This window comes from Microbacterium sp. GbtcB4 (genome assembly GCF_019091465.1).
GTDB classification, from domain to species: Bacteria; Actinomycetota; Actinomycetes; order Actinomycetales; family Microbacteriaceae; genus Microbacterium; species Microbacterium paraoxydans.
Map to the genome: position 1 here is coordinate 70,425 of NZ_JAGXJJ010000010.1, position 22,520 is coordinate 92,944.

The 22,520-nt window shown below is 69.4% G+C and carries 20 protein-coding genes and 1 riboswitch; of the genes, 2 read left to right on the forward strand and 18 right to left on the reverse strand.

Features of this window, described 5'->3' with window-relative positions; genetic code table 11:
- Positions 1-66 precede the first annotated feature (66 nt).
- The 6 genes from KVS71_RS15560 to KVS71_RS15585 all read right to left on the reverse strand — a co-directional run bounded on the left by KVS71_RS15560 (position 67) and on the right by KVS71_RS15585 (position 4,471).
- Positions 67-1,356 carry a citrate synthase gene (locus KVS71_RS15560; RefSeq protein ID WP_217584969.1) on the reverse strand — a complete coding sequence of 430 codons (1,290 nt, stop codon included), beginning with the start codon at positions 1,354-1,356 and terminating at the stop codon, positions 67-69.
- A gap of 190 nt (positions 1,357-1,546) precedes the next feature.
- Positions 1,547-2,659, reverse strand: a complete 1,113-nt coding sequence (gene dapC / locus KVS71_RS15565; protein WP_217584970.1) for a succinyldiaminopimelate transaminase — start codon at positions 2,657-2,659, stop codon at positions 1,547-1,549.
- A gap of 9 nt (positions 2,660-2,668) precedes the next feature.
- Entirely contained in the window at positions 2,669-2,989 is a 321-nt protein-coding gene (gene fdxA, locus KVS71_RS15570) for a ferredoxin (RefSeq protein ID WP_017203330.1), read from the reverse strand.
- 9 nt (positions 2,990-2,998) lie between these two features.
- Entirely contained in the window at positions 2,999-3,409 is a 411-nt protein-coding gene (locus KVS71_RS15575) for a hypothetical protein (protein WP_060922743.1), read from the reverse strand.
- Between the two features lie 40 nt (positions 3,410-3,449).
- Positions 3,450-3,764, reverse strand: coding sequence for an AzlD domain-containing protein (locus KVS71_RS15580; protein ID WP_060922742.1), 315 nt, complete (start codon positions 3,762-3,764; stop codon positions 3,450-3,452).
- Complete coding sequence (locus KVS71_RS15585; RefSeq protein WP_217584971.1) at positions 3,761-4,471, reverse strand: AzlC family ABC transporter permease; 711 nt, start codon at positions 4,469-4,471, stop codon at positions 3,761-3,763. The genes KVS71_RS15580 and KVS71_RS15585 overlap by 4 nt, the downstream gene beginning before the upstream one ends.
- 96 nt (positions 4,472-4,567) lie before the next feature.
- Between KVS71_RS15585 and KVS71_RS15590 the strand changes: the two genes are divergently transcribed.
- A complete protein-coding gene (locus KVS71_RS15590; RefSeq protein WP_060922741.1) occupies positions 4,568-5,116 on the forward strand; it encodes a helix-turn-helix domain-containing protein in 549 nt (182 codons plus the stop codon).
- 3 nt (positions 5,117-5,119) lie between these two features.
- On the opposite strand, the gene KVS71_RS15595 is transcribed toward KVS71_RS15590, so the two are convergent.
- From KVS71_RS15595 to typA, 4 genes are all read right to left on the reverse strand, one after another.
- The gene (locus KVS71_RS15595) at positions 5,120-6,745 is read right to left on the reverse strand and encodes an MFS transporter (RefSeq protein ID WP_217584972.1); all 1,626 of its coding nucleotides are present in this window, start codon (positions 6,743-6,745) and stop codon (positions 5,120-5,122) included.
- Positions 6,742-7,794, reverse strand: coding sequence for a glutaminase A (glsA, locus tag KVS71_RS15600; RefSeq protein WP_105949513.1), 1,053 nt, complete (start codon positions 7,792-7,794; stop codon positions 6,742-6,744). The genes KVS71_RS15595 and glsA overlap by 4 nt, the downstream gene beginning before the upstream one ends.
- Positions 7,795-7,899: 105 nt before the next feature.
- Entirely contained in the window at positions 7,900-8,784 is an 885-nt protein-coding gene (locus KVS71_RS15605; protein WP_217584973.1) for a phospholipase, read from the reverse strand.
- 186 nt (positions 8,785-8,970) lie between these two features.
- Entirely contained in the window at positions 8,971-10,884 is a 1,914-nt protein-coding gene (gene typA, locus KVS71_RS15610) for a translational GTPase TypA (RefSeq protein ID WP_144880849.1), read from the reverse strand.
- A gap of 128 nt (positions 10,885-11,012) precedes the next feature.
- Here typA and KVS71_RS15615 point away from each other — a divergent pair, with 128 nt between their 5' ends.
- Positions 11,013-11,819 (forward strand): type II CAAX endopeptidase family protein, encoded by an 807-nt coding sequence (locus tag KVS71_RS15615; protein ID WP_217584996.1) that lies wholly within the window; start codon positions 11,013-11,015, stop codon positions 11,817-11,819.
- A 7-nt stretch (positions 11,820-11,826) separates the two neighbouring features.
- Here the strand turns inward: KVS71_RS15615 and KVS71_RS15620 are convergent, their stop codons facing one another.
- The 8 genes from KVS71_RS15620 to gcvT all read right to left on the reverse strand — a co-directional run bounded on the left by KVS71_RS15620 (position 11,827) and on the right by gcvT (position 22,271).
- A complete protein-coding gene (locus KVS71_RS15620) occupies positions 11,827-12,393 on the reverse strand; it encodes a PH domain-containing protein (RefSeq protein ID WP_217584974.1) in 567 nt (188 codons plus the stop codon).
- 1 nt (position 12,394) lies between these two features.
- A complete protein-coding gene (locus tag KVS71_RS15625; RefSeq protein ID WP_217584975.1) occupies positions 12,395-14,068 on the reverse strand; it encodes an ABC transporter ATP-binding protein in 1,674 nt (557 codons plus the stop codon).
- Positions 14,065-15,009, reverse strand: a complete 945-nt coding sequence (locus KVS71_RS15630; RefSeq protein ID WP_060922737.1) for an ABC transporter permease — start codon at positions 15,007-15,009, stop codon at positions 14,065-14,067. The genes KVS71_RS15625 and KVS71_RS15630 overlap by 4 nt, the downstream gene beginning before the upstream one ends.
- Positions 15,002-15,928 carry an ABC transporter permease gene (locus KVS71_RS15635; protein ID WP_060922736.1) on the reverse strand — a complete coding sequence of 309 codons (927 nt, stop codon included), beginning with the start codon at positions 15,926-15,928 and terminating at the stop codon, positions 15,002-15,004. Before KVS71_RS15635 ends, KVS71_RS15630 begins: the two co-directional genes overlap by 8 nt.
- Before the next feature lie 101 nt (positions 15,929-16,029).
- Entirely contained in the window at positions 16,030-17,664 is a 1,635-nt protein-coding gene (locus KVS71_RS15640; protein WP_060922735.1) for an ABC transporter substrate-binding protein, read from the reverse strand.
- Between the two features lie 215 nt (positions 17,665-17,879).
- Positions 17,880-20,774 carry an aminomethyl-transferring glycine dehydrogenase gene (gene gcvP / locus KVS71_RS15645; RefSeq protein ID WP_368874968.1) on the reverse strand — a complete coding sequence of 965 codons (2,895 nt, stop codon included), beginning with the start codon at positions 20,772-20,774 and terminating at the stop codon, positions 17,880-17,882.
- A gap of 7 nt (positions 20,775-20,781) precedes the next feature.
- A complete protein-coding gene (gcvH, locus tag KVS71_RS15650; RefSeq protein WP_105949507.1) occupies positions 20,782-21,159 on the reverse strand; it encodes a glycine cleavage system protein GcvH in 378 nt (125 codons plus the stop codon).
- Positions 21,156-22,271, reverse strand: coding sequence for a glycine cleavage system aminomethyltransferase GcvT (gene gcvT / locus KVS71_RS15655; RefSeq protein WP_217584977.1), 1,116 nt, complete (start codon positions 22,269-22,271; stop codon positions 21,156-21,158). Before gcvT ends, gcvH begins: the two co-directional genes overlap by 4 nt.
- Before the next feature lie 149 nt (positions 22,272-22,420).
- A riboswitch (glycine riboswitch) is annotated at positions 22,421-22,515 on the reverse strand.
- Between the last annotated feature and the right edge of the window lie 5 nt (positions 22,516-22,520).

Genomic DNA, 22,520 nt, shown 5'->3' on the forward strand with positions numbered 1-22,520 from the left:
TGACGACGACGAAGGCCCCCTCGCACTCCGGTGCGAGGGGGCCTTCGGCGTCTGCGACGCCCGCGCTCAGCGCGTCGGGAAGGCGCGCTCCGGCGACCCGGTGTAGAGCTGCTGCGGACGGCCGATCTTCGTCTGCGGGTCGAGCTGGAGCTCGCGCCACTGGGCGAGCCAGCCGGGCAGGCGACCGATCGCGAACAGGACGGTGAACATGCGGGTGGGGAAGCCCATCGCCTTGTAGATCACGCCCGTGTAGAAGTCGACGTTCGGATACAGGCGCCGCTCACGGAAGTAGTCGTCCGCGAGGGCGATCTCCTCGAGCTCCTTCGCGAGGTCCAGGAGCGGGTCGGTGACGCCGAGCGAGTTCAGCACCTCGTCCGCGGCCTCCTTGACGAGCTTGGCGCGCGGGTCGTAGTTCTTGTAGACCCGGTGCCCGAAGCCCATGAGCTTCACGCCCTCTTCCTTGTTCTTCACCCGCTCGACGAACCGGGAGACGCTCTGGCCCGAGTCGCGGATCTGGCCGAGCATGGTCAGCACAGCCTCGTTCGCGCCGCCGTGCAGCGGACCCGAGAGCGCCTGGATGCCGGCCGAGACGGAGGCGAACTGGTTGGCTCCCGTGGAGCCGACCAGGCGGACGGTGGAGGTCGAGGCGTTCTGCTCGTGGTCCTCGTGCAGGATGAGCAGCAGTTCGAGGGCCTTCACCATGGTCGGGTTGATCTCGTACGGCTCGGAGTTCACGCCGAAGTTCAGCTTCAGGAAGTTCTCCACGAAGCCGAGCGAGTTGTCCGGGTAGAGGAACGCCTGGCCGACGCTCTTCTTGTGCGCGTAGGCGGCGATGACCGGAAGCTTGGCGAGCATGCGGATGGTGTTCAGCTCGACGTGCTCGGGGTTGTGCGGGTCGGTCTGGCCCTCGTAGTACGTCGACAGGGCCGCGACGGCGGAGGACAGCACCGACATGGGATGCGCGGTGTGCGGCAGCGCCGAGAAGAAGCGCTTGAGGTCCTCGTGCAGCAGCGTGTGGCGGCGGATCTTCTCGTCGAACTCCGCCAGCTCGCCGGCGGACGGCAGCTCGCCGTAGATGAGCAGCCACGCGACCTCGAGGTAGCTGGTGCTGCCGGCGAGCTGCTCGATCGGGTAGCCGCGGTAGCGCAGGATGCCCTTGTCTCCGTCGATGAACGTGATGTCCGACTTCGTGGAGGCGGTGTTGACGAAGCCGTAGTCGAGACCGGTGTAGCCGGTCTGACGGGTCAGCGTCGAGAAGTCGATACTGTCGTGGCCCGCGGTACCGCGCACCAGGGGGAATTCGGCGGTGGTCTCGCCGATCGTCAGCTTCGCCGTCTGGTCTGCCGCAGCGCTCACGCGGACCTCCTCCTTCTGTCTGATCGCCCCGGCGTCGCGGGCGTCAGCAAGTTCTTGATCAAGCCGGAACTGGCGATATCTCTGGCGCCGAGCGCCGGGCCGGGTGCCGACCGAATCGCCTTTACAGCCTAGTCGTCACGCAGGCCTACTGTGACAACCGCCAAAGGGATGGCTGCAACAGGGAGGGATCCTACAGATCCGCGCCGCGCAGGCGTCGCGCCGCTTCCGCGACGCGGTCGGTCGGCGCCGTCAGCGACAGCCGCACGTGCGCAGGCGACGAGGCGCCGTAGAAGTGCCCGGGGCCCGCGAGGATCCCGAGGTCGGCGAGACGCGCCATCGACTCCCAGGCGTCGCGCCCCTCGGTCGCCCAGAGGTACAGCCCGGCCTGCGAGCCGTCGATGCGGAAGCCGGCAGCCTCGACGGCGGGCAGCAGCAGCGCCCGCCGCTCACGGTAGAGCTCCTTCTGCGCCGCCACATGAGCCTCGTCCCCGAGGGCGACGATCATCGCCTGCTGCACCGGCGCGGGCGGCATGAGGCCGAGGTGCTTGCGTGCGGCGAGGAGCTCACCGACCACGCGGGCGCAGCCGGCGACGAAGGCCGCCCGATAACCCGCGAGGTTGGACTGCTTGCTCAGCGAGTACACGCTGAGCAGATTCGCCCGCGTGCCACCGGTCACCCTCGGGTCGAGCACCGACGGGATGGGCTCCTCGGTCCACGGACCGTCCCACCCCAGTTCGGCGTAGCACTCGTCGCTGGCCAGCACGGCCCCCAGCTCACGCGCCCGCTGCACAGCCACGGAGAGCTCGTCGACGGTCCACGTGCGACCGTCCGGGTTGCCCGGGGTGTTGATCCAGATGAGCCGCGCACCCTCCGGCCATTCCGCCGGCTCGTCGGCCGCGACAGGCGTCGCCCCGGCGACCCGCGCGCCGACGTCGTACGTCGGGTAGGCGACGCGGGGGTGCACCACGATGTCTCCGGCGCCGAGACCCAGCAGCGTGGGCAGCAGCGCGACGAGCTCCTTGGAGCCGATCGTCGGCAGCACGTTGTCGACCCGGAGGTCCGGGACGCCGCGGCGGCGGGCGTACCAGTCGACGATCGCCTCCCGGAGCGCGGGGGTGCCGACGGTCTGCGGATAGGCGTGGGCGTCGGTCGCCTCGGCGAGGGCCTGACGGACGATCTCCGGCGTGGGATCGACCGGCGAGCCGACGGAGAGATCGACGAGCCCGCCAGGGTGCCGGGCGGCGCGCTCGCGATACGGGACCACGGCGTCCCACGGGTAGTCGGCGAGGTCGCGGACGCTCACGGAGCGGGCCTACTCGCCCTGCGGCGGGAGCGCGGCGATGATCGGGTGGTCGAACGGGTAGACGCCGACCTTGGCGGCGCCTCCGGGCGAGCCGATCTCGTCGAAGAACTCGACGTTGGCCTTGTAGTAGTCCTGCCACTCGTCTGGGAGGTCGTCCTCGTAGTAGATCGCCTCGACGGGGCACACCGGCTCGCACGCTCCGCAGTCCACGCACTCATCCGGGTGGATGTAGAGCGACCGTTCGCCCTCGTAGATGCAGTCAACGGGGCACTCGTCGATGCAGGCGCGATCCTTGACATCGACGCACGGGAGGGCGATCACATACGTCACCCCCTCAGTCTACGACCCGTGGACCTCGGGTTCCTCCGAGGACGGCGTGGCGGGGCGGACCGGCTGCCGGGAGAACGACGGCCACGCGATGACGAGCAGCACGATGCCGGCGGCGAGATAGGTCCAGATGCGCCCGGCGAGGGTGTCCTGCACGACGACGGAGCCACCGGGACCGACGCCCGAGATGAGCACGATCATGCCCAGCATCCCGAGTCCGGCGGCGACGGCGGCGCCCCGGTCATGGGTGAGCGCCCGCACGGCGATGAGGATCGCGGCGCAGGCGATGGCGGCGACGATCAGGCCGATCGGGATCGGCCCCCACATGACGCTGTGCGCGATGGTCCCGGCCACGCCGTAGACCCCACCCACCAGGGCAGCAGCCACCCAGGACAGCACCCTCGACAACCACTTCCCGCGCACCCCCCGATCCTACCCGGGCGCTGTCCGGCGAAACGACGTGTCAGGCGGCGAGACCCCCCAGCCGCAGCAGCGCGGCGACGAGGGCGGCGGCTGCCACCACCACGAGGAACGACTGCCGCAGCCAGAGGAGTCCCGCCGCGACGAGCAGGGCGGGGACACGCGCGTCGACGGTGATGGCCTGCCCGTCGCCGAGCGACTGCACCGCGACGAGGGCGGCGAGCAGCGCGACGGTGAGGAGATCGGAGATACGGGCGGGGCGCGGGGCTTCGAGCACCTTCGGCGGCACGAGGTAGCCCACGGCCTTCAGTGCGAGGCAGATCAGGGCGGCGAGGAGGATGGCGCTCCAGAGACTCATGCGCCGACCTCCCCGTCGCCGACCTCTGCGGCTCGCGGTGTCTCCAGCCAGTTGAACCACCCGACGACGATCGCGACGAGCGCGGCGACCAGCACGGGGAGTCCCGGCAGGAGGAACGGGGTCAGGGCGGCCGCGATCACGGCCGCCGCGATCCCGACGGCGACCGCCTGCCGCCGGCGCAGTCGCGGCCACAGCAGGGCGAGGAACGCTGCGGCCGCCGCGGCATCCAGGCCCCACGCCTTCGGGTCGCCGAGCACGTCGCCGACCAGCGCGCCGATGAGAGTGGTGAGGTTCCAGCCTAGGAAGATGCCGACCCCGGTGACCCAGAAGCCCACCCGGCGCAGGCGCGGATCGTCCTGCGCGATCGCCACCGCAGTGGACTCGTCGATGGTGAAGTGCGCGGCGACGGCCCGTCGCGCCGGTCCCCCGCCGACGACCGGCGACATGCGCATGCCGTAGGCGACGTTGCGCACGCCGAGGAGGGCGGCCGACGCGATCGCCGACGGCAGCGCGGCCAAGCCGCCGGCGGCGAAGACGCCCACGAAGGCGAACTGGGATCCGCCGGTGAACATGAGGAGGCTGAGCACGCACGCCTGCCACACGTCGAGGCCCGCGGCCACGGCGAGCGCACCGAAGGAGATGCCATAGGCACTCGTGGCGAGCACGACGCCGAGGGACTCGCGCCACACCTCACGTTCAGCGGTCATCGACAGCCATCCGTTCGCTTCACTGAACACACGATCATCATTCTGAACATGGCGCTCGGCATAGTCAAGCGAACGATCGTTTGCCATGATGAACGCATGGAGGATCTCCGCACCCGCATCGCCCGCACGCTCCGCCGCGAGCGCGAGACGGCGAACCTATCCGTCTCGGAGCTCGCCCGCCGGGCCGGCATCTCCAAGGCCACGGTCTCCCAGCTCGAGAGCGGCGCAGGCAATCCGAGCGTGGAGACGCTGTGGGCGCTGGGCGTCGCGCTCGGTGTCCCGTTCGCGGTGCTCGTCGACCAGCAGGCCAACGCCCCCACCCTCATCCGCGCCGACGACCTCGCGGGGGTGCCCTCCTCTGCCGCCGCCTACAGCGCCACGCTCCTCTCGGCGAGCCCTCCTGGCGCCCGGCGCGACGTGTACCTCATCCAGGCGGAGCCCGGCGACCCCCGCCGCTCGGACCCCCACCATGCGGGCACGATCGAGCACGTGATCCTCATCGCCGGGCAGGCGCGGGTCGGCCCGCCCGAGGATGCCGTGGTGCTGAACCCGGGCGACTACCTGACGTATGCCGGCGACGCGGCGCACGTGTTCGAGGCCATCGCGCCCGGGACGAGCGCCGTGCTCATCTCCGAGCTCCGCTGAGGATCACTCCCCCGGCCCGGCCGGCGAGGGATCCGGGATCTCGTGCGGACGGTAGTTCGGCAGGCGCGACGCCGGCAGGATCGCGAGCGCGCTCACCGCGGCGAGGATCAGCAGGCCGAGCTTGAGCGTGCGCAGGCGCGACTCCTCGTTCACGGCGACCGCGGCGTCGACCTGTTCCGGCGTCGCGTCCGTGGTGTCCAGGACCGCACGCAGCTCGTCGTTGCTGACGAAGTTCACCTCGTTCAGGTCGACCTGCGACACCAGCGACGGCGGCAGTTCCGGATGCTCCACGACCGCCCGTCCGACGTTGAGCGCGAGCAGCGAGACCAGCAGCGCCCCGGCGAGTGCCGTCCCGACCGCGGAGGCGAGGTTCTGCGTGGTGCCGCGCAACGATCCCACGTCGCCGGCGAGCTCCGGCGGCGCCGCGGTCACGAGCACGTTGAACACCAGCGTGACGAGGGCTCCCTGGCCGATGCCGAACACGATGAGTCCGGCGATGGTCGGCACCGTCTCCCAGTTGTTGGTCACGACGACCGAGAGCCAGACCAGCGCCGCCGTGGTGAGGATGAACCCGAAGACGCCGATCGTGCGCGGCGGGTAGCGCGTGTAGAACCGGACGACGAGCGTCGCCGTCACGAACACCGTGAGGTTGAACGGCATCATCGCGAGGGCGGTGTCGAACGGCGTCCGCCCCTGGACGATCTGGATGTACAGCGGCACCGTGAAGTTCACGCAGGCTTCCAGCGCCACGACGATGAACATGGCGTACACCGCGGCGCGCTCCCGGGACGACCCCAGCACGCTCAGGTCGATGAGCGGCACCTTCCCCTCGGCCATCCGCCGCCGGGTCCACAGGAAGAACCCCTGGCCCAGGATGATCCCCGACACGATGAAGATCGGTGCCGGCGAGAGCCCGAGGATGGAGAACGGGGCGGACGGCGCCGCCGCGAGCGCTCCCCAGCTGTTGAGGTTGTTGAACCCGAGGGTGAGCAGCACGATCGCCGCTCCGATGAGGAGGGCCGCGACGAGATCGATGCGGATCGCCGCATCGCCGCGGTCGCCGCGCAGCGTGAAGCTCAGGGCGAAGACCGCGACGGCGATCGCCAGCACGATGACGAAGAGCGGACGCCACCCGACGAGCGTCCCGAGCGTCCCTCCGATGAGGAAGGCGCTGACGCCGGAGATCGCGCGTGCCGAGCCGATCGCGCCGATGGCCGTGGCCTGCTGCGGGCCCCGGTAGTTCTCGGCGATCAGAGCCACGATCGAGGGGACGATGATCGCCGCGGCCGCTCCCGCCACAGCCTGCCCGGCGATGGCCCACCAGACGGTCGGGGCGAGGAGCATCATCACGGCCGACCCCGCGAAGAGCGCGACGACGACGCGGAAGATCAGCACCCAGCCGACGCGCTGCCCGAGCTTGGCCCCGGTCATCACGAGCGCCGCGACGGCGAGGCCGTACATCACGATCGTCGTGCTCGCGACGGTCGGCGGGACGCCGAAGTCGCTCACCATGCCGCCGAGGGAGATCGGCAGCGCTGCGACGTTGAAGGACATGAGCACCTGTGCGAGGAACAGGCTGACCATCGGCAGCCAGGACGTCTTCGCGGGGGCGGGGGCCGTGCGGGTCATGAGCGCTCTCCTTCCGAGGCTGACGAGACACGCGCCTCGCCGGCATGCGCGGGCGCGGGCGCGGAGGCGAAGAGGTTCAGCCCCAGCGACCGCGACAGGTGGCCGATCGCCATCTGCGACCGGATCGAGTTGCCCGCCTCGTCCAGCCGGGGCGAGAAGCCGGCGACGGCGCCCTTGCCGGGAGAGACGGCGACGAGGCCGCCCGAGACGCCCGACTTGGCCGGAAGGCCGATCTCGAACAGCCAGTCCCCGGACCGCTCGTACAGCCCGCTCGCCGCGACGACGGCGAGCGTGTCACGGCAGACGTCCGCGGAGACCACCCGCTCTCCCGTCACGGGGTTGACCCCGCCGTCGGCGAGCGTGGCCCCCATGACGGCGAGGTCGTGCGCGGTCACGCTGAGCGCGCACTGACGGGTGTAGACGTCGACGATCTCGTCCGGATCGCCGGCCAGTCGTCTGTAGCTGCGCAGCAGCCATCCGAGTGCGCGGTTGCGCTCGTTCGACCCGGCCTCGGAGGCGTAGACCTCGCCGTCCAGGCTCAGCGGTCGTCCGGCGAACGCGGACAGCCCCTCGCGGACGCGCTCCCACTGCTCCACCGCCGTGGCGCCGGGCATCAGCGCCGTGGTCGCGATCGCCCCGGCGTTGACCATCGGGTTGCGCGGATGCCCGTCGTTGAGCTCCAGCGCCACCACCGAGTTGAAGGCGAGGCCGGTGTTGTTGACGCCCACGATCTCGCGGACCCGCTCGTGGCCGTGCTCCTGGATCGCCAGCGCGTAGACGAACATCTTCGAGATCGACTGGATGGAGAACGCGTGCAGCGCGTCTCCGGCGTCGTGGATGCCGCCGCCCACCTCGATCACCGCGAGCCCGAACAGCTCCGGATCGACCGCGGCGAGGACGGGGATGTAGTCCGCCACCTCCCCGGACACCTCGTCCGCGTACCGGGCGTGCGCCTCCCGCACGAGCTCGTCCACCCGCTCCCATCCGGGAAGCGTGCCCGTGGAGACCTCCTGCGGGACGTCGAGCCAGACGGTGGGGTCGAGCACCATTCCTCCTCGGAAATCGCGACGCCCCCAGCCGTCTCCCTGTCACGGTAGCGTCCGTGTCGGGTGACGGCTAGGGGCAATCGTTCGCGAGGGGGCCCGCTCTGCGGCTCAGTACCAGTTCATGGCCTGGGAGTGTCCCCAGGCGCTGCACGGGGTGCCGTAGGCGTCGGCGATGTACTGCAGGCCCCAGGCGATCTGGGTGGCGGCGTTCGTCTGCCAGTCGGCACCCGCCGAGGCCATCTTGCTGCCGGGCAGCGCCTGCGGGATGCCGGTCGCTCCCCCGTCGTTGTTGTACGCCTGGTAGTTCCAGCCGGACTCCTTGTTCCACAGCGAGTTCAGGCAGGAGAACTGGTCGCCACCCCAGCCGTAGCGGTCGGCCATCATCTGCTGTGCGGTGGCCCGAGCCCCGTCCGGCGTGTTCGCGGAGGCGAGCGCGGCCGCTGCGGCCGCCGCCTTCTCCTCGGCGGCGCGCGCAGCGTCCTCTGCCGCCTTCTTCTCCTGCGCGGCGGTGTAGGCCTGCTGGAGCTCTGCCGTCGCGGTCACGACCTTGTCGGTCTCCGCCTCGGCCTGCGCAGTCGTCACGGTGATGAGGACCAGCGGGAGGGTGGATCGGTCGGCGAGGGTCTCCAGGTCGTCCTCGAGAGCGGTGGTGTCCACGGACGCCGCCGCGCCCACGTCGAGGCCCGACTCGGCGACCTCCGTGGACAGGCTCTTCGCCGCGGCGACCGCATCGGTCGCGTTCGAGACCGTCATGACGGCCTGATCGGCGATACGGGTGAGGGGCTCGGTGCCGAGGTCGTGGCTCGTGACGGCGGAGGTGGCGTCGGAGCGCTCCGCTCCGGCCGCCGGGGCGGAGGCGAGGCCCACGCTGAGGGTGATGCCGACGAGCGCGGCCGTGGCGGCGCCGAGGGCGATGAGGGGTGTACGGGTGACGGTGGCGCGAGCGGCTGCCGCGTCGGAGGCGCGCCGAAGCGCACGGGTCTTCTGAAGCAAGGCTTTGACTTTCGGGTCGTCGTACGCCCATATCGGGGACTCATCGGGAGCTCGCCCCGGGCGCAAGTCAACGAGTCTGCGTCATCAACCTGAACGAAAACTAGCCCTCACCTGGGATTTTCATGAGAGAGGGCCCCACGCGGCCAGGCGGCGGCGTGGGGCCCTCTCGAAAGGAGTGCGGCGCGATCAGGCGTTCGCGTCCTGACGCTTGAGACGCGAGGCCTCGCGACCGCGGACGGTCTGGTCGAGGATCACCTTGCGGATGCGGACCTTCTCCGGAGTCACCTCGACGCATTCGTCGTCGCGCGCGAACTCCAGGCTCTCCTCCAGCGTGAGGATGCGCGGCGGCGTCATCGACTCGAAGTTGTCGGCCGTGGAGGAGCGCATGTTGGTGAGCTTCTTCTCCTTGGTGATGTTGACGTCCATGTCGTCGGCGCGCGAGTTCTCGCCGATGACCATGCCCTCGTAGACCTCTTCGGTCGGCTGCACGAAGAACGACATGCGCTCCTGGAGCGCGATCATCGCGAAGGGGGTGACGACACCCGAGCGGTCGGCCACGATCGAGCCGTTCTGGCGCGTGGTGATCTGCCCCGCCCACGGCTCGTAGCCGTGCGAGATCGCGTTGGCGATACCCGTGCCGCGGGTGGTCGTGAGGAACTCGCTGCGGAAGCCGATGAGACCACGCGAGGGCACGACGAACTCCATGCGCACCCAGCCGGTGCCGTGGTTGGTCATGTTCTCCATGCGGCCCTTGCGGTTCGCGAGGAGCTGGGTGATCGCGCCGAGGTGCTCCTCCGGCGTGTCGATGGTCAGGTGCTCGAACGGCTCGTAGACCTTGCCGTCAATCTTCTTGGTGACCACCTGCGGCTTGCCGACCGTGAGCTCGAAGCCCTCGCGGCGCATGTTCTCGACGAGGATCGCGAGGGCCAGCTCACCGCGACCCTGCACCTCCCAGGCGTCGGGACGGCCGATGTCGACGACCTTGAGCGATACGTTGCCGATAAGCTCGCGGTCGAGGCGGTCCTTCACCATGCGTGCGGTGAGCTTGTGCCCCTTGACCTTGCCCATGAGCGGCGAGGTGTTGGTGCCGATCGTCATGGAGATCGCGGGGTCGTCGACCGTGATGGCCGGCAGCGGACGGATGTCCTCGGGGTCGGCGATGGTCTCGCCGATCGTGATGTCCTCGAAGCCGGCGATGGCGACGATGTCGCCGGGGCCGGCGGATTCGGCCGGATAGCGCTCCAGGGCGCGGGTCTTCAGCAGCTCAGTGATCCGGGCGTTGCTGGTCGAGCCGTCGGAGCGGACCCAGGCGACCGTCTGGCCCTTCTTGAGCGTGCCGTTGAAGACGCGCAGCAGGGCGAGGCGACCGAGGAAGGGGCTGGAGTCCAGGTTCGTGACCCAGGCCTGCAGCGGGGCCTCGTCGTCGTAGGCCGGGGCCGGGACGTGCTCGAGGATGGCCTCGAACAGCGGCTCGAGGTCGTCGTTGTCAGGCAGCGAGCCGTCGGCGGGACGGTTCTGCGACGCGGCGCCGGCGCGGCCGGAGGCGTAGACCACGGGCACGTCGAGCAGCGCGTCGACGTCGAGATCGGGCACGTCGTCGACGAGGTCGGAGGCCAGACCCAGCAGAAGGTCGTGCGCCTCCTCCTCGACCTCGGCGATCCGGGCGTCCGGACGGTCGGTCTTGTTGACCAGGAGGATGACGGGGAGCTTGGCCTCGAGCGCCTTGCGCAGCACGAAGCGGGTCTGCGGCAGCGGGCCCTCGCTCGCGTCCACGAGCAGCACGACGCCGTCGACCATCGACAGGCCGCGCTCGACCTCGCCGCCGAAGTCGGCGTGGCCGGGGGTGTCGATCACGTTGATCGTGATCTCCTTGCCGTCGGCGTGCTTGCCCTTGTAGGTGATCGCCGTGTTCTTGGCGAGGATCGTGATGCCCTTCTCGCGCTCCAGGTCGTTGGAGTCCATCGCGCGCTCCTCCACGTGCGAGTGTTCGCCGAAGGAGCCCGTCTGGCGGAGCATCGCGTCGACGAGCGTGGTCTTGCCGTGGTCGACGTGGGCGACGATTGCGACGTTGCGGAGGTCAGAGCGGAGGGCGTGCGCCATACAAGGGTCCTCAAAGAGTGTGGGGTTGCGCCGGGAAGCCGACGTTCCAGGATAACGTACGCGCGGATCGGGTTCCTGAACGCACGTCGTACCATCGTCCCGTGACCCTCCCCGACCCGACTCCCCCGGTGCCGCAGACGCCGTCGACCGCGCCCATCCGGCGCGACGAGCCGCGTGAGGGTCGAGCGCGCCTGTGGTGGGAGATCGCCATCGTGCTCGCCCAGGGTCTGGGCCAGTCCGCGATCTACGCGATCGTGCAGCTCGCCTATCGGCTCACCGACGACACGCCCCTCGCGGATCAGACCGCCACCCTCAACCCCTCGCGCAGCGACCGGGAGGTGTTCGACCTCATCTACCAGGTGCTGTCGATCGGCTTCGCCCTGGTGCCGGTGCTGCTCGTCTGCTTCCTCCTCTGGCAGCGCCGTCGCCCGCACCTGGAGCGCCTCGGCCTCGACGGCACCCGCCTGGCGGGCGACGTCGGCCGCGGCGTGCTCCTCGTCCTCGCCATCGGCGTGCCGGGCCTCGCCCTCTACCTCGGCGGACGGGCGCTCGGACTGTTCGTGGCCGTGAACCCCGCGGGTCTGGACGCGCACTGGTGGACCGTGCCGATCCTCCTGCTCGCCGCCGCACGCGCGTCGCTCCAGGAGGAGTTCGTCGTGCTCGGATACCTGTTCGCCCGCCTGCGGGAGCTCGGGTGGTCGCCGTGGACGATCATCGTCTCGACGTCGGTGCTCCGCGCGACGTACCACCTCTATCAGGGGCCCGGCGCCTTCATCGGCAACCTCGCGATGGGACTGCTCTTCGGGTGGCTCTACCACCGCACCGGTCGGCTGCTGCCGTTCCTGGTGGCGCACTTCCTCATCGACGCGGCGGCGTTCGTCGGCTACCCCTGGGCCGCGGCCACCTGGCCCGCCCTGTTCGGTCTTCCCGGCTGAGGCGCGCTCAGCCGAGGTTGACGACGACGAGCGCCGCGACGGCCCACAGCACGATGACGGCGAGAGCGATGAGGGCCGGGCCGTCCCAACTGCGTCGGATCGGCGCATCCGCCGTCGCAGGCGCCGCGCTCCACAGATCGCGGATGCTCGTGAGCACCCGCAGAGCAGACGGCACCTTCGGCTCGGCGTCCTCCTCGCGGGAGCGACGAGGAGGACGCGCCTTGGCCGGTCCGCCCCAGCAGCTCAGGCTGCGGCCGTCGTCCAGCGTGAACTCGAGCTGCCAGCGCATGTCAATATCCTGCACACGCGCCCAGCCGAAGGTCGTGCGACGCAGCAGGTTCTGCACCACGGCCCCCTCCTGATCCACGCGGACGAAGGAGACGAAAGCGGTCTCGTACACGATCCACAGACCGAGCAGCAGCCAGGGCGCCACGAGCAGCGCCTGCACGATGCTGCCGTTGACGACGGTGTCCCCGAGCAGGAACAGCACCAGCAGGATGCTGAGGACGAAGACGACGGTGCCCGAGGGCCCACGGAAGGTCCGTGCGCCCTCGGGGTGTGCGGGAGACGCCACCTCAGCGGCCGCCGAGCGGGATCGACGCGCCGGGGATCGCCTGCAGCAGACGATCCGTGTACTCCTCCTGCGGGTTCGCGAAGATCTCGTCGACCGTCCCCTGCTCGACGACCTTGCCCTTCTCCATGACGCAGACCAGGTCGCTGGAGACCCGGACGACCGCGAGGTCGTGCGTGATGAAGAGATAGGTGAGGTCGAGCTCGGACTGCAGGTCGGCGAGGAGCTTCAGGATCTGGTCCTGCACGAGCACGTCGAGCGCCGACACCGCCTCATCGAGGACGATGATGTCGGGCTTGAGCGCCAGCGCACGCGCGATCGCGACACGCTGACGCTGTCCTCCGGAGAGCTCGTTCGGATAGCGCGTGGCCAGCGCCTGCGGCAGGGCGACCTGCTCCAGGAGCTCTTCCACGCGAGCCCGATGCGAGGCCCGGTCGCCGACGCCGTGGATCTGCAGCGGCTCCGCGATGGTGTTGCCGATGTTCCGCAGCGGATCCAGGGACCCGTAGGGGTCCTGGAACACCGGCTGCATGCGCCGGCGGAGTCCGAAGGACTGCGCGTTCGACAGGTGGGACACGTCCTGCCCGTCGATCTCGATCGTCCCGCTCGTCGGCTCCTCCAGCTTGAGCACCATCTTGGCGACCGTGGATTTCCCGGAGCCCGACTCGCCGACGAGGGCCAGCGTCTTTCCGCGCGGGATCTCGAACGACACGTCGTCCACCGCCCGGAACGCCTCGCTGCGGAAGTTGCCCTGCCGGATCTTGTAGTCCTTGGTCAGGCCGGCCACGCGGACCGTCGGCGGGATGTCAGCCAGGTCGTCGAGCGTCTCGATGCCCCGGTCTTCCACGACCGCCTGGATCCGCTGCGAGGCAACGCTGGGCGCCGCGGCGACCAGTCGCTTCGTGTACGGGTGCTGCGGGTTCTCCAGGATCTGCCGGCTGGGGCCCGCCTCGACGATGTTGCCGCCGTTCATGACGATGATCTTCTCGGCGCGTTCGGCCGCGAGTCCCAGGTCGTGCGTGATCAGCAGCACCGAGGTGCCCTTGTCGCGCGTAAGCGACGCCATGTGGTCGAGGATGACCCGCTGCACCGTCACGTCGAGAGCCGAGGTCGGCTCGTCGGCGATGAGGAGCTTCGGATCGGCCGCGAGGCCGATCCCGATCAGCGCCCGCTGGCGCATTCCGCCGGAGAACTGGTGCGGATACTGGTGCAGGCGACGCTCGGCATCCGCCAGCCCGGCCTGCTGCAGTACCTCGATCGTCCGCGCCTTCGCCGCGGCGCGCCCCTGGGCGACGCCGTTCGCGCGGACGGCCTCCTTCACCTGGAAGCCGATGCTCCACACGGGGTTCAGGCTCGACATCGGGTCCTGCGGGACGAAGCCGATGTCTCGACCGCGCACCGCCTCCATGTCGCGCCGGCTCAGCCCGGTCAGCGGGCGTCCCTCCAGCGTGATGGACCCGCCCGTGATCGTTCCGGTGCCCGGGAGCAGGTCGACGATGGCGGTCGCCGTGGTCGACTTGCCCGAGCCGGACTCGCCGACGATGGCGACCGTCTCACCGGGCATCACATCGAACGTGATCCCGTGCAGGACCTCGCGCATCCCGCCCTGGGTGCGGAACGCGACGGTGAGGTCGCGCACGCTCAGCAGCGGCATCTGTGGGGTGGTGCGGTCGCTCATCGGCGAGCCCTCGCCTTCGGGTCGAGGGCGTCTCGGATGAGCTCGCCCAGGGTGACGAACGCGAGCACCGCGAGGGTGAGCGCGAGCGCCGGATAGATGAGGGACATCGGAGCGACGCGGAGCGAAGCCTGTGCCCTGGCGATGTCATTACCCCACGACATGACCTCGCTGCCGAGCCCGACCCCGAGGAACGACAATGTCGACTCCGCGACGATCGCCGCCGCCAGGCCGAGCGTCGACACGACCAGCAGAGGTGCGATCGCGTTCGGAACGACATGGCTAAGGAGCACTCGGAACTTCGATTGCCCCAGTGCCCGAGAGGCCATGACGAAGTCCGCCTGCCGCACGCGGAGGATCTCCGCCCTGACGACTCGCGCCGTCGAGGCCCACGCGAACCCGCCGATGGCGAGAGCCAGCGTCCAGACCGAGCGCGCGTCCTTCAGCACCGTCATCACGACCACGGCGGCGAGGATGTAGGGGATCGCGAAGAAGATGTCGCCGACGCGGGACAGGACCGAGTCCAGCCAGCCGCCGTAGAAACCTGCCAGGGCTCCCATGATGAGTCCGAGGATCGAGGAGATCACGGTGGCGATGAGGCCCACCGCCAGCGAAGTCTGCGATCCCCACACGATCCGCGCGTAGATGTCGCACCCTTGGAATGTGAATCCGAGCGGGTGGCCTTCCGTCGGGCCTCCGTTGCTGTTGGAGAGCTGGCAGTCGCTGTTCGGCGGGGTCGACGTGAACAGCGTCGGCCAGAGAGCCATGAGAAGGAACACCAACGCCAAAACCACCGAGAACCAGAAGAGCGGACGGCGGCGCACGTCGCGCCACGCATCGCGCCAGAGATTGCTCGGCTTGTCGGAAATTCGGACGGCATCGACGTTGATGGACTCCGTCTCGACAGGGGCTACGAAGTGTTTCTGGGTCGTGGGATCAGACATATCGAATCCTTGGGTCGAGCAGACCATAGAGCAGGTCGATGAGCAGGTTCACCAAGACGTACAGGATGACGAAGACCGTGACGAACGAGACGACCGTCGGGCCCTCCCCCCGTCGGATCGCTTCGAAGAGGGTGTTGCCGACACCCGGCACGTTGAAGATGCCCTCCGTGACGGTGGCCCCCACGAGAAGGACGCCGAAGTTGGTGGCCGAGTTGGTGATGACGGGAATGAGGGAGTTTCGCAGCACGTGGACGGGGAGCACGCGATTCCGCGAGAGCCCCTTGCCGTACGCAGTACGCACCCAGTCCTGATTGAGGGTGTCGATGACGGAGCTCCGCATCAGCCGCATACTCACCGCGTAGAGGCTGAACCCGAGCACGAGGGCAGGGAGCCAGAGTCCGCCCCAGTCGTTGTCCGCTCCGACCGTGGGCTTGAACCACCCGAGTCGGATGGCGAGGAAGTACTGTGCCAAGAAGGCGACCACGAAGATCGGGATGGCGATCGCGACGAGCGCCACCATGAGGGAGACGTTGTCGAAGAGCTTGCCCTTCCGCAGAGCGGAGATCGTGCCGATGACGATGGCGAGTACGAACTCGATGCCGATGGCCATGACGGCCAGGCGTCCCGTCACGGGCAAGGTCGCCGCCAGGACCGCAGACACCGGGCGACCGGAGTACGTGGTCCCGAGGTCACCCTGGAGCACCCCGGTGATGTAGTACCAGTACTGGACGAGGAACGGGTCGTTCAGGTGGTACTGCTCACGGAGCTGCTCGATGACAGCCGGGTTCGGGGTCTTGTCGCCGAAGAGGGCGAGAATGGGGTCGCCGGGCATGGCGAACACCAGGAAATAGATGAGCAGGGTGGCTCCGAAGAAGACCGGGATCACCTGCAGAAGACGTCTCAGAATGTAACCGAGCATCCGCTTGTCCCTTCTCTGAGGGGCAAAGAAAGCGAGCCGAACACAGCCTGTGAGGCGGTGACGAAGATCGCCACCGCCTCACAGGTGAAGTGCCGTCAGACTTACTCGCCGGCCTTCGTGATCTCGTAGTAGAGCGGAACCGAGTTCCAGCCGAACGTCACGTTGTCGACGTTCTCGCTGTAACCACCGGTCACGTTCGAGTACCAGAGCGGGATCGCCGGAAGATCCTTGAACAGGACCTCCTGGGCCTTGGTGAAGTCCTCGAGCTGAGCGTCCGGGTCAGGGTTGCTGATACCGGCCTTGATGAGCTCATCGAACTCCGGGCTCGTGTAGTCGCCGTCGTTAGAGCTGGCGCCGGTCGCGTAGAGCGGGCCGAGGAAGTTGTACAGACCCGGGTAGTCCGCCTGCCAGCCGGAGCGCGCCGCCGTGGTGATGGTGCGGTCGTTCACCTTGGTGCGCAGGTCCTGGAAGGTCGGGTACGGGTCGCCGGACGCCTCGATACCGAGCGTGTTCTTGATGCTGTTGCTGACCGCATCGACCCACGCGTCGTGTCCGCCGTCGGCGTTGTAGGCGATCTTGAAGTCACCCTCCCACGGCGAGATGGCGTCGGCCTCTGCCCAGAGTTCCTTCGCCTTCTCCGGGTCGTAGTCCAGAACCTCGTTGCCGGGGACGTCCTCCGACCAGCCTGCGATCACCGGCGACGTGAAGTCGGCAGCCGGGGTGCGCGTTCCCGAGAAGATCGTCTCGGTGATCTCTTCCCGGTTGATGGCCATCGAGATCGCCTGACGACGCAGCTTGCCCTCTTCGCCGCTGAAGTGCGGGAGGAACTGGCCGATCGTGAAGGACTGGAAGACGGCGGAAGGCTGGTTCACCGCGCGGTCGCCGAGCTCGTCGGTGAACACCGGAAGCGAGTTGGTCGGGATCGCATCGATCACGTCGACCTCGTTTCCGAGGAGGTCAGCGTACGCGGACTCCTGGGTCGCGTAGAACTTGATGGTCAGGCCGCCGTTCTTCGCCTGGCGTCCACCCTCGTAGTCGTCGTTGCGGACCAGGTCGATCTGCACGTCGTGCTGCCAGGCGTCGTCACCGTCGATCATGTACGGGCCGTTGCCGATGGGGTTCTGTCCGAAGGCGTCCATGTCCTCGAACGCGACATCGGGCAGCGGGTAGTACGCCGAGTACCCCAGGCGCAGAGCGAAGTCCGAGGCGGGCTTGTTCAGCGCGATGGTGAACGTGTAGTCGTCGACCTGCTCGAGACCGGTGAGCTCGGTGTCCTCCTCGTAGCTGAAGCCCTCGATGTCCTCGAAGAAGTAGCCGGACAGGTGGGCGTTCGATGCCTTCGCACCCTCGTTCCACGCCTTGATGAAGTTGTCGGCCGTGACCTCCTCACCGTTGGTGAAGGTCTGTCCCTTCTTCAGCTTGATCGTGAGGTGCTGAGGGTCGTCGGTGACGATCTCCTCGGCCATGTCGTTGACCGGCTTGCCCTCGGCGTCGTAGTAGACGAGTCCGGCGAAAATCTCGTCGAGGATCTTGCCGCCGCCGACCTCGTTGGTGTTGGTCGGGATGAGCGGGTTCTCCGGCTCGGAGCCGTTCGTGGTGATGATGGCGTCGGCATCCGCGTTCGCGTCGCTTCCTCCGTCACTCGTGTTGCCGCCGCCGCTGGCGCAGCCTGCCAGGGTCAGGGCGCCGATCACGAACAGTGCGCTGCCCGCGAGGGCGATCTTGTTGCGCTTCACTTTTGTCCTCCTGTGGACGTGGGAATTCTGCGCGGCTCATCATCGAGCGCGCAGGGATACCTGAGCGTAACCCGGGGGTCGCGAGTCCAGGACGTTCGGCTAACGAACTGTTACTGAGTGGTGACCATCTGTCACATGACGGAAACATGGCGTAACGCGAACGGCGCCGCGCCGCCGGGAGGCGGGCGCGACGCCGTTCGTCGTGCGGGTCCGTGTCAGGCGAAGGCCTCGATCGGCGGGCAGGCGCAGACGAGGTTGCGGTCGCCGTACGCCTGGTCGATCCGGCGGACCGGCGGCCAGTACTTCGCCGCCACCAGCGAGCGCACCGGGTAAGCGGCCTCCTCGCGGGTGTAGGCGTGTGCCCACTCCCCCGCGATGAGCGAGACGGCGGTGTGCGGGGCGTGCACGAGCGGGTTGTCGTCCGCAGGCCAGCGCCCCGCGGCGACGGCGTCCGCCTCGGCCTTGATCATGATCATGGCCTCGATGAAGCGCTCGATCTCGTCGAGGTCCTCCGACTCGGTGGGCTCCACCATGAGGGTGCCCGCGACCGGGAACGACATGGTCGGCGCGTGGAACCCGTAGTCGATCAGGCGCTTGGCGACGTCGTCGACGGAGATGCCGGTGGCCTCCTTGAGCGGACGCAGGTCGAGGATGCACTCGTGCGCGACCCGTCCGTTCTCCCCCGTGTAGAGCACCGGGAAGTGCCCGCCGAGGCGCTCGGCGATGTAGTTCGCCGAGAGGACCGCCGCGGCGGTCGCGCGCCGGAGGCCCTCGGCGCCCATCATGCGCACGTACGCCCACGAGATCGGGAGGATGCCCGCAGAGCCGTACGGGGCCGCGGAGATCACCGCGCCCTCGAACGTGTGGCCGCCGAAATGCTCGGCGCGCTGCGCGAGCGGGTGCGACGGCAGGTACGGCGCGAGGTGCGCCTTCGCCGCGACCGGACCGATGCCAGGGCCGCCGCCGCCGTGCGGGATGGCGAAGGTCTTGTGCAGGTTGAGGTGCGAGACGTCGCCGCCGAGGTCGCCGAATCGCGCGTAGCCGAGGAGCGCGTTGAGGTTCGCGCCGTCGACGTACACCTGACCGCCGGCCGCGTGCACCGCCCCGGTGATCTCCACGACCTGCTCCTCGTACACGCCGTGCGTGGACGGGTACGTGATCATCAGCGCCGCCAGGTCGTCGGCGTGCTGGGCGATCTTCGCGCGGAGGTCGTCCAGGTCGACGTTGCCGAACGCGTCGCTCGCCACCACGACGACCTTCATGCCGGCGAGCACAGCGGAGGCCGCGTTCGTGCCGTGGGCGGAGGACGGGATGAGGCACACGATGCGGTGGTCGTCGCCGTTCGCGCGGTGGTAGCCGCGGATCGCGAGGAGGCCCGCCAGCTCCCCCTGCGAGCCGGCGTTCGGCTGCAGCGACACCGCGTCGTACCCGGTGATCTCGGCGAGCCAGCCCTCGAGCTGATCGATGAGCTCCAGGTAGCCGCGGACGTCGGCCTCCGGGGCGAACGGGTGGATTCCCGCGAACTCCGGCCACGTGATGGCGGCCATCTCCGTGGCGGCGTTGAGCTTCATCGTGCACGAGCCGAGCGGGATCATGCCGCGGTCGAGGGCGTAGTCCCGGTCGGACAGGCTCTTCAGATACCGCATCATGGCGGTCTCGCTGCGGTGGCTGTGGAACACCGGGTGCGTGAGGTACTCGTCTTCGCGGCGGAGGGCGTCCGGCAGCGCGTCCGCGTCGCCGAGGCCGAAGCCGAAGGCGCGCTCCTGCTTCCCGCCGAAGACCTGCGCGACCTGGTGCAGCTCGGCCACCGTGGTCGTCTCGTCGACCGCGATGCCGATCGTGTCGGCGTCGGCGACCCGCAGGAGGATGCCGTAGCCGCCTCGCGCCTGGTCGGCGTACTCCGCCGCCCGGCCCGGGACGCGCACGGTCAGCGTGTCGAAGAAGTGCTCATGGACGACCTCGGCGCCGGCCTCGACGAGCCAGTCGCGCAGCAGGGCCGCCTTGGCGGCGACGTCGCGGGCGATCTCGCGAAGCCCGTCCGGGCCGTGATAGACCGCGTACATCGACGCCATCACGGCGAGGAGCACCTGGGCGGTGCAGATGTTCGACGTCGCCTTCTCGCGGCGGATGTGCTGCTCCCGGGTCTGCAGCGAGAGACGGTAGGCCGGCTTGCCTTCGGCGTCGACGGAGACGCCGACGAGGCGTCCGGGCAGCTGCCGCTCCAGGCCTGCGCGCACGGCCATGTAGCCGGCGTGCGGGCCGCCGAAGCCCATCGGCACGCCGAAGCGCTGCGTCGTGCCCACGGCCACGTCGGCCCCGAGGGTGCCGGGCGCGGTGAGGAGCGTCAGCGCGAGCAGGTCGGCGGCCGCGACGGCGAGCGCGCCGGCGACGTGCGCGGCGTCGAACACCGCGGACGGATCCCATACGCGGCCCGAAGCCCCCGGATACTGCACGAAGACGCCGAAGAGCTCGGCGGGGAGCTCCTCCCCCGCCGCGAAGTCGACCGTGACGAGCTCGATGCCGAGCGCCTCGGCCCGGGACGCGAGCATGGCCTTCGTCTGCGGCAGCGCATCCGCGTCCACCGCGAAGACGTTCGAGGAGGTCTTCGAGGCCCGGCGCGCGAGCAGCATCGCCTCCACGACCGCGGTGGACTCGTCGAGCATCGACGCGTTCGCGGTGGTGAGGCCGGTGAGCTCGGCCACCATCGTCTGGAAGTTGATCAGCGCTTCGAGGCGCCCCTGCGAGATCTCGGGCTGGTACGGCGTGTAGGCCGTGTACCAGGACGGGTTCTCGAGGACGTTGCGCTGGATGACCTGCGGCGTGACGGTGCCGTAGTAGCCGAGGCCGATCATCGAGCGGTTCACCGTGTTCCGCGCGGCGAGGGCACGCAGCTCGGCCAGCGCCTCCGTCTCCGACGCGGCGACCGGGATGCGGGAGTCGGCGACCGCGTCCTCCGGTCCCGTGTAGATCGAGGCGGGGACGGCCTGACGCATGAGTTCCTCGACCGGGCTCAGCGTCCCGCTGTCGACGGAACCGAGACCCAGCGCGTCGAGCATCGTGCGCTGGGCGGCCTCGGTCGGTCCGATGTGACGATCGGCGAATGCAACCACTTCCGGATCAGCCCTCCGTGAGTGCGACGTAGGCGTCGCGGTCCAGCAGTCCGTCCAGCGCATCGGGGGCGACGGACACCTTGAGCAGCCAGCCGCCCTCGAAAGGCTCGGCGTTGACGAGCGAGGGGTCGTCAACGACGGCGTCGTTGATCTCGACGACCGTGCCGGCGACCGGGGCGTAGAGCTCCCCGACCGACTTGGTGGACTCGATCTCGCCGACGACGGAGCCGGCGGTCAGCTCGGTACCGACGGCGGGGAGCTCGACGAAGACGACGTCCCCCAGCTTCTCGGCGGCGTAGTCGGTGATGCCGATGGTGACGGTGTCGCCGTCACCGGCGATCCATTCGTGCTCGTCGGTGTAGCGGAGTGCGCTGAGATCGGTCATTTGTTCCTCCGGTAGAAAGGCAGGGCGGTCACGGTCGCGGGGATGCGGGTCCCCCGCACATCAAGGAATACTGCGGTTCCCTCTTCCGCGGAAGAAGGGTCGACGTACGCCATCGCGATGGGATGGCCGAGCGTCGGGCTCAGGGCGCCGCTGGTGATCTCGCCGATCGGAGAGCCGTCGGCGTCGACGACCGCGTAGCCGGCGCGGCCGGCGCGTCGCCCCTCCGCCGTCAGGCCGACGAGGATGCGGGCGTCGTCGGCCGGCGCCGGTGCGTCCTTGCCGACGAAGCGCTCCTTCGCGGCGACCACGACCCGGCCGAGGCCGGCCTGGGCGGGTGCGGTGTCGAGGCTGAGCTCGTGGCCGTAGAGCGGCATGCCCGCCTCCAGGCGGAGGGTGTCGCGCGCGGCGAGGCCGGCGGGGACGAGCCCGTGCGGCGCGCCGGCGTCGAGGACGGCGTCCCACAGCGCGGTCGCGTGGGCGGCCGGGACGAGGAGCTCGAAGCCGTCCTCCCCGGTGTAGCCGGTGCGGGCGAGGAGCAGCGGCTCCCCGGCGAACGACGCGGTCGCCCACGCGTAGTACTTCTGCTCCGCCCAGGGGACGCTGACGTCGGCGATGCCCGCCATCGCGGCGAGGATCTCCTCGGCCCGCGGGCCCTGCACGGCGATCAGCGCGTAGTCGTCCGAGACGTCGGCGACCTCCACGGGGCCCGCGTCCGCGTCCGCGACCCGCGCGGTGAGTGCCTGACGCACCGCGTCGCGGTTGCCCGCGTTGGAGATGATGAGGAAGTCGTCGTCGGCCAGGCGGTAGACGATCACATCGTCGACGATGCCGCCCTCGGGCGTCAGCAGCAGGGAGTACTTCGCCTTGCCGACCGCGAGAGCCGACAGCCGCCCGGCGAGGGCGTAGTCGAGGAAGGCCGCCGCGCCGGTGCCGCGGACCGTGAACTCGGCCATGTGCGAGATGTCGAAGATGCCCGCCGCCTGGCGCACCGCGTGGTGCTCGGCGAGGTCGGACGTGTAGCGAACAGGCATCTGCCAGCCGCCGAAATCGGTGAAGGAAGCGCCGAGCGCCTCATGGCGCTCGCGCAACGGGGTGTAGCGGGGGTCGGACATGGAGTTCTCCCGGGCTGGGTCGGGCGGGACGACGACGTCGTCCCTGGGAACTCCCCCTCTGTCATGGGCCTGAGAGCTTCGCCCGCGCGAGCGCTGGGCTTTCACCGTCGGCGGATCCCCCGGTGCTCGGGATCGCTTTTCAGAGCGGCCGGACCTCCGCGGTACGCGTACCTGAGAGATTGGCGGGGAGGCTTGCTCCTTCGGTGCCCGGCTGCGTGCGCCGGGGCTCTCCCGCGTCGGTCGTTCGGC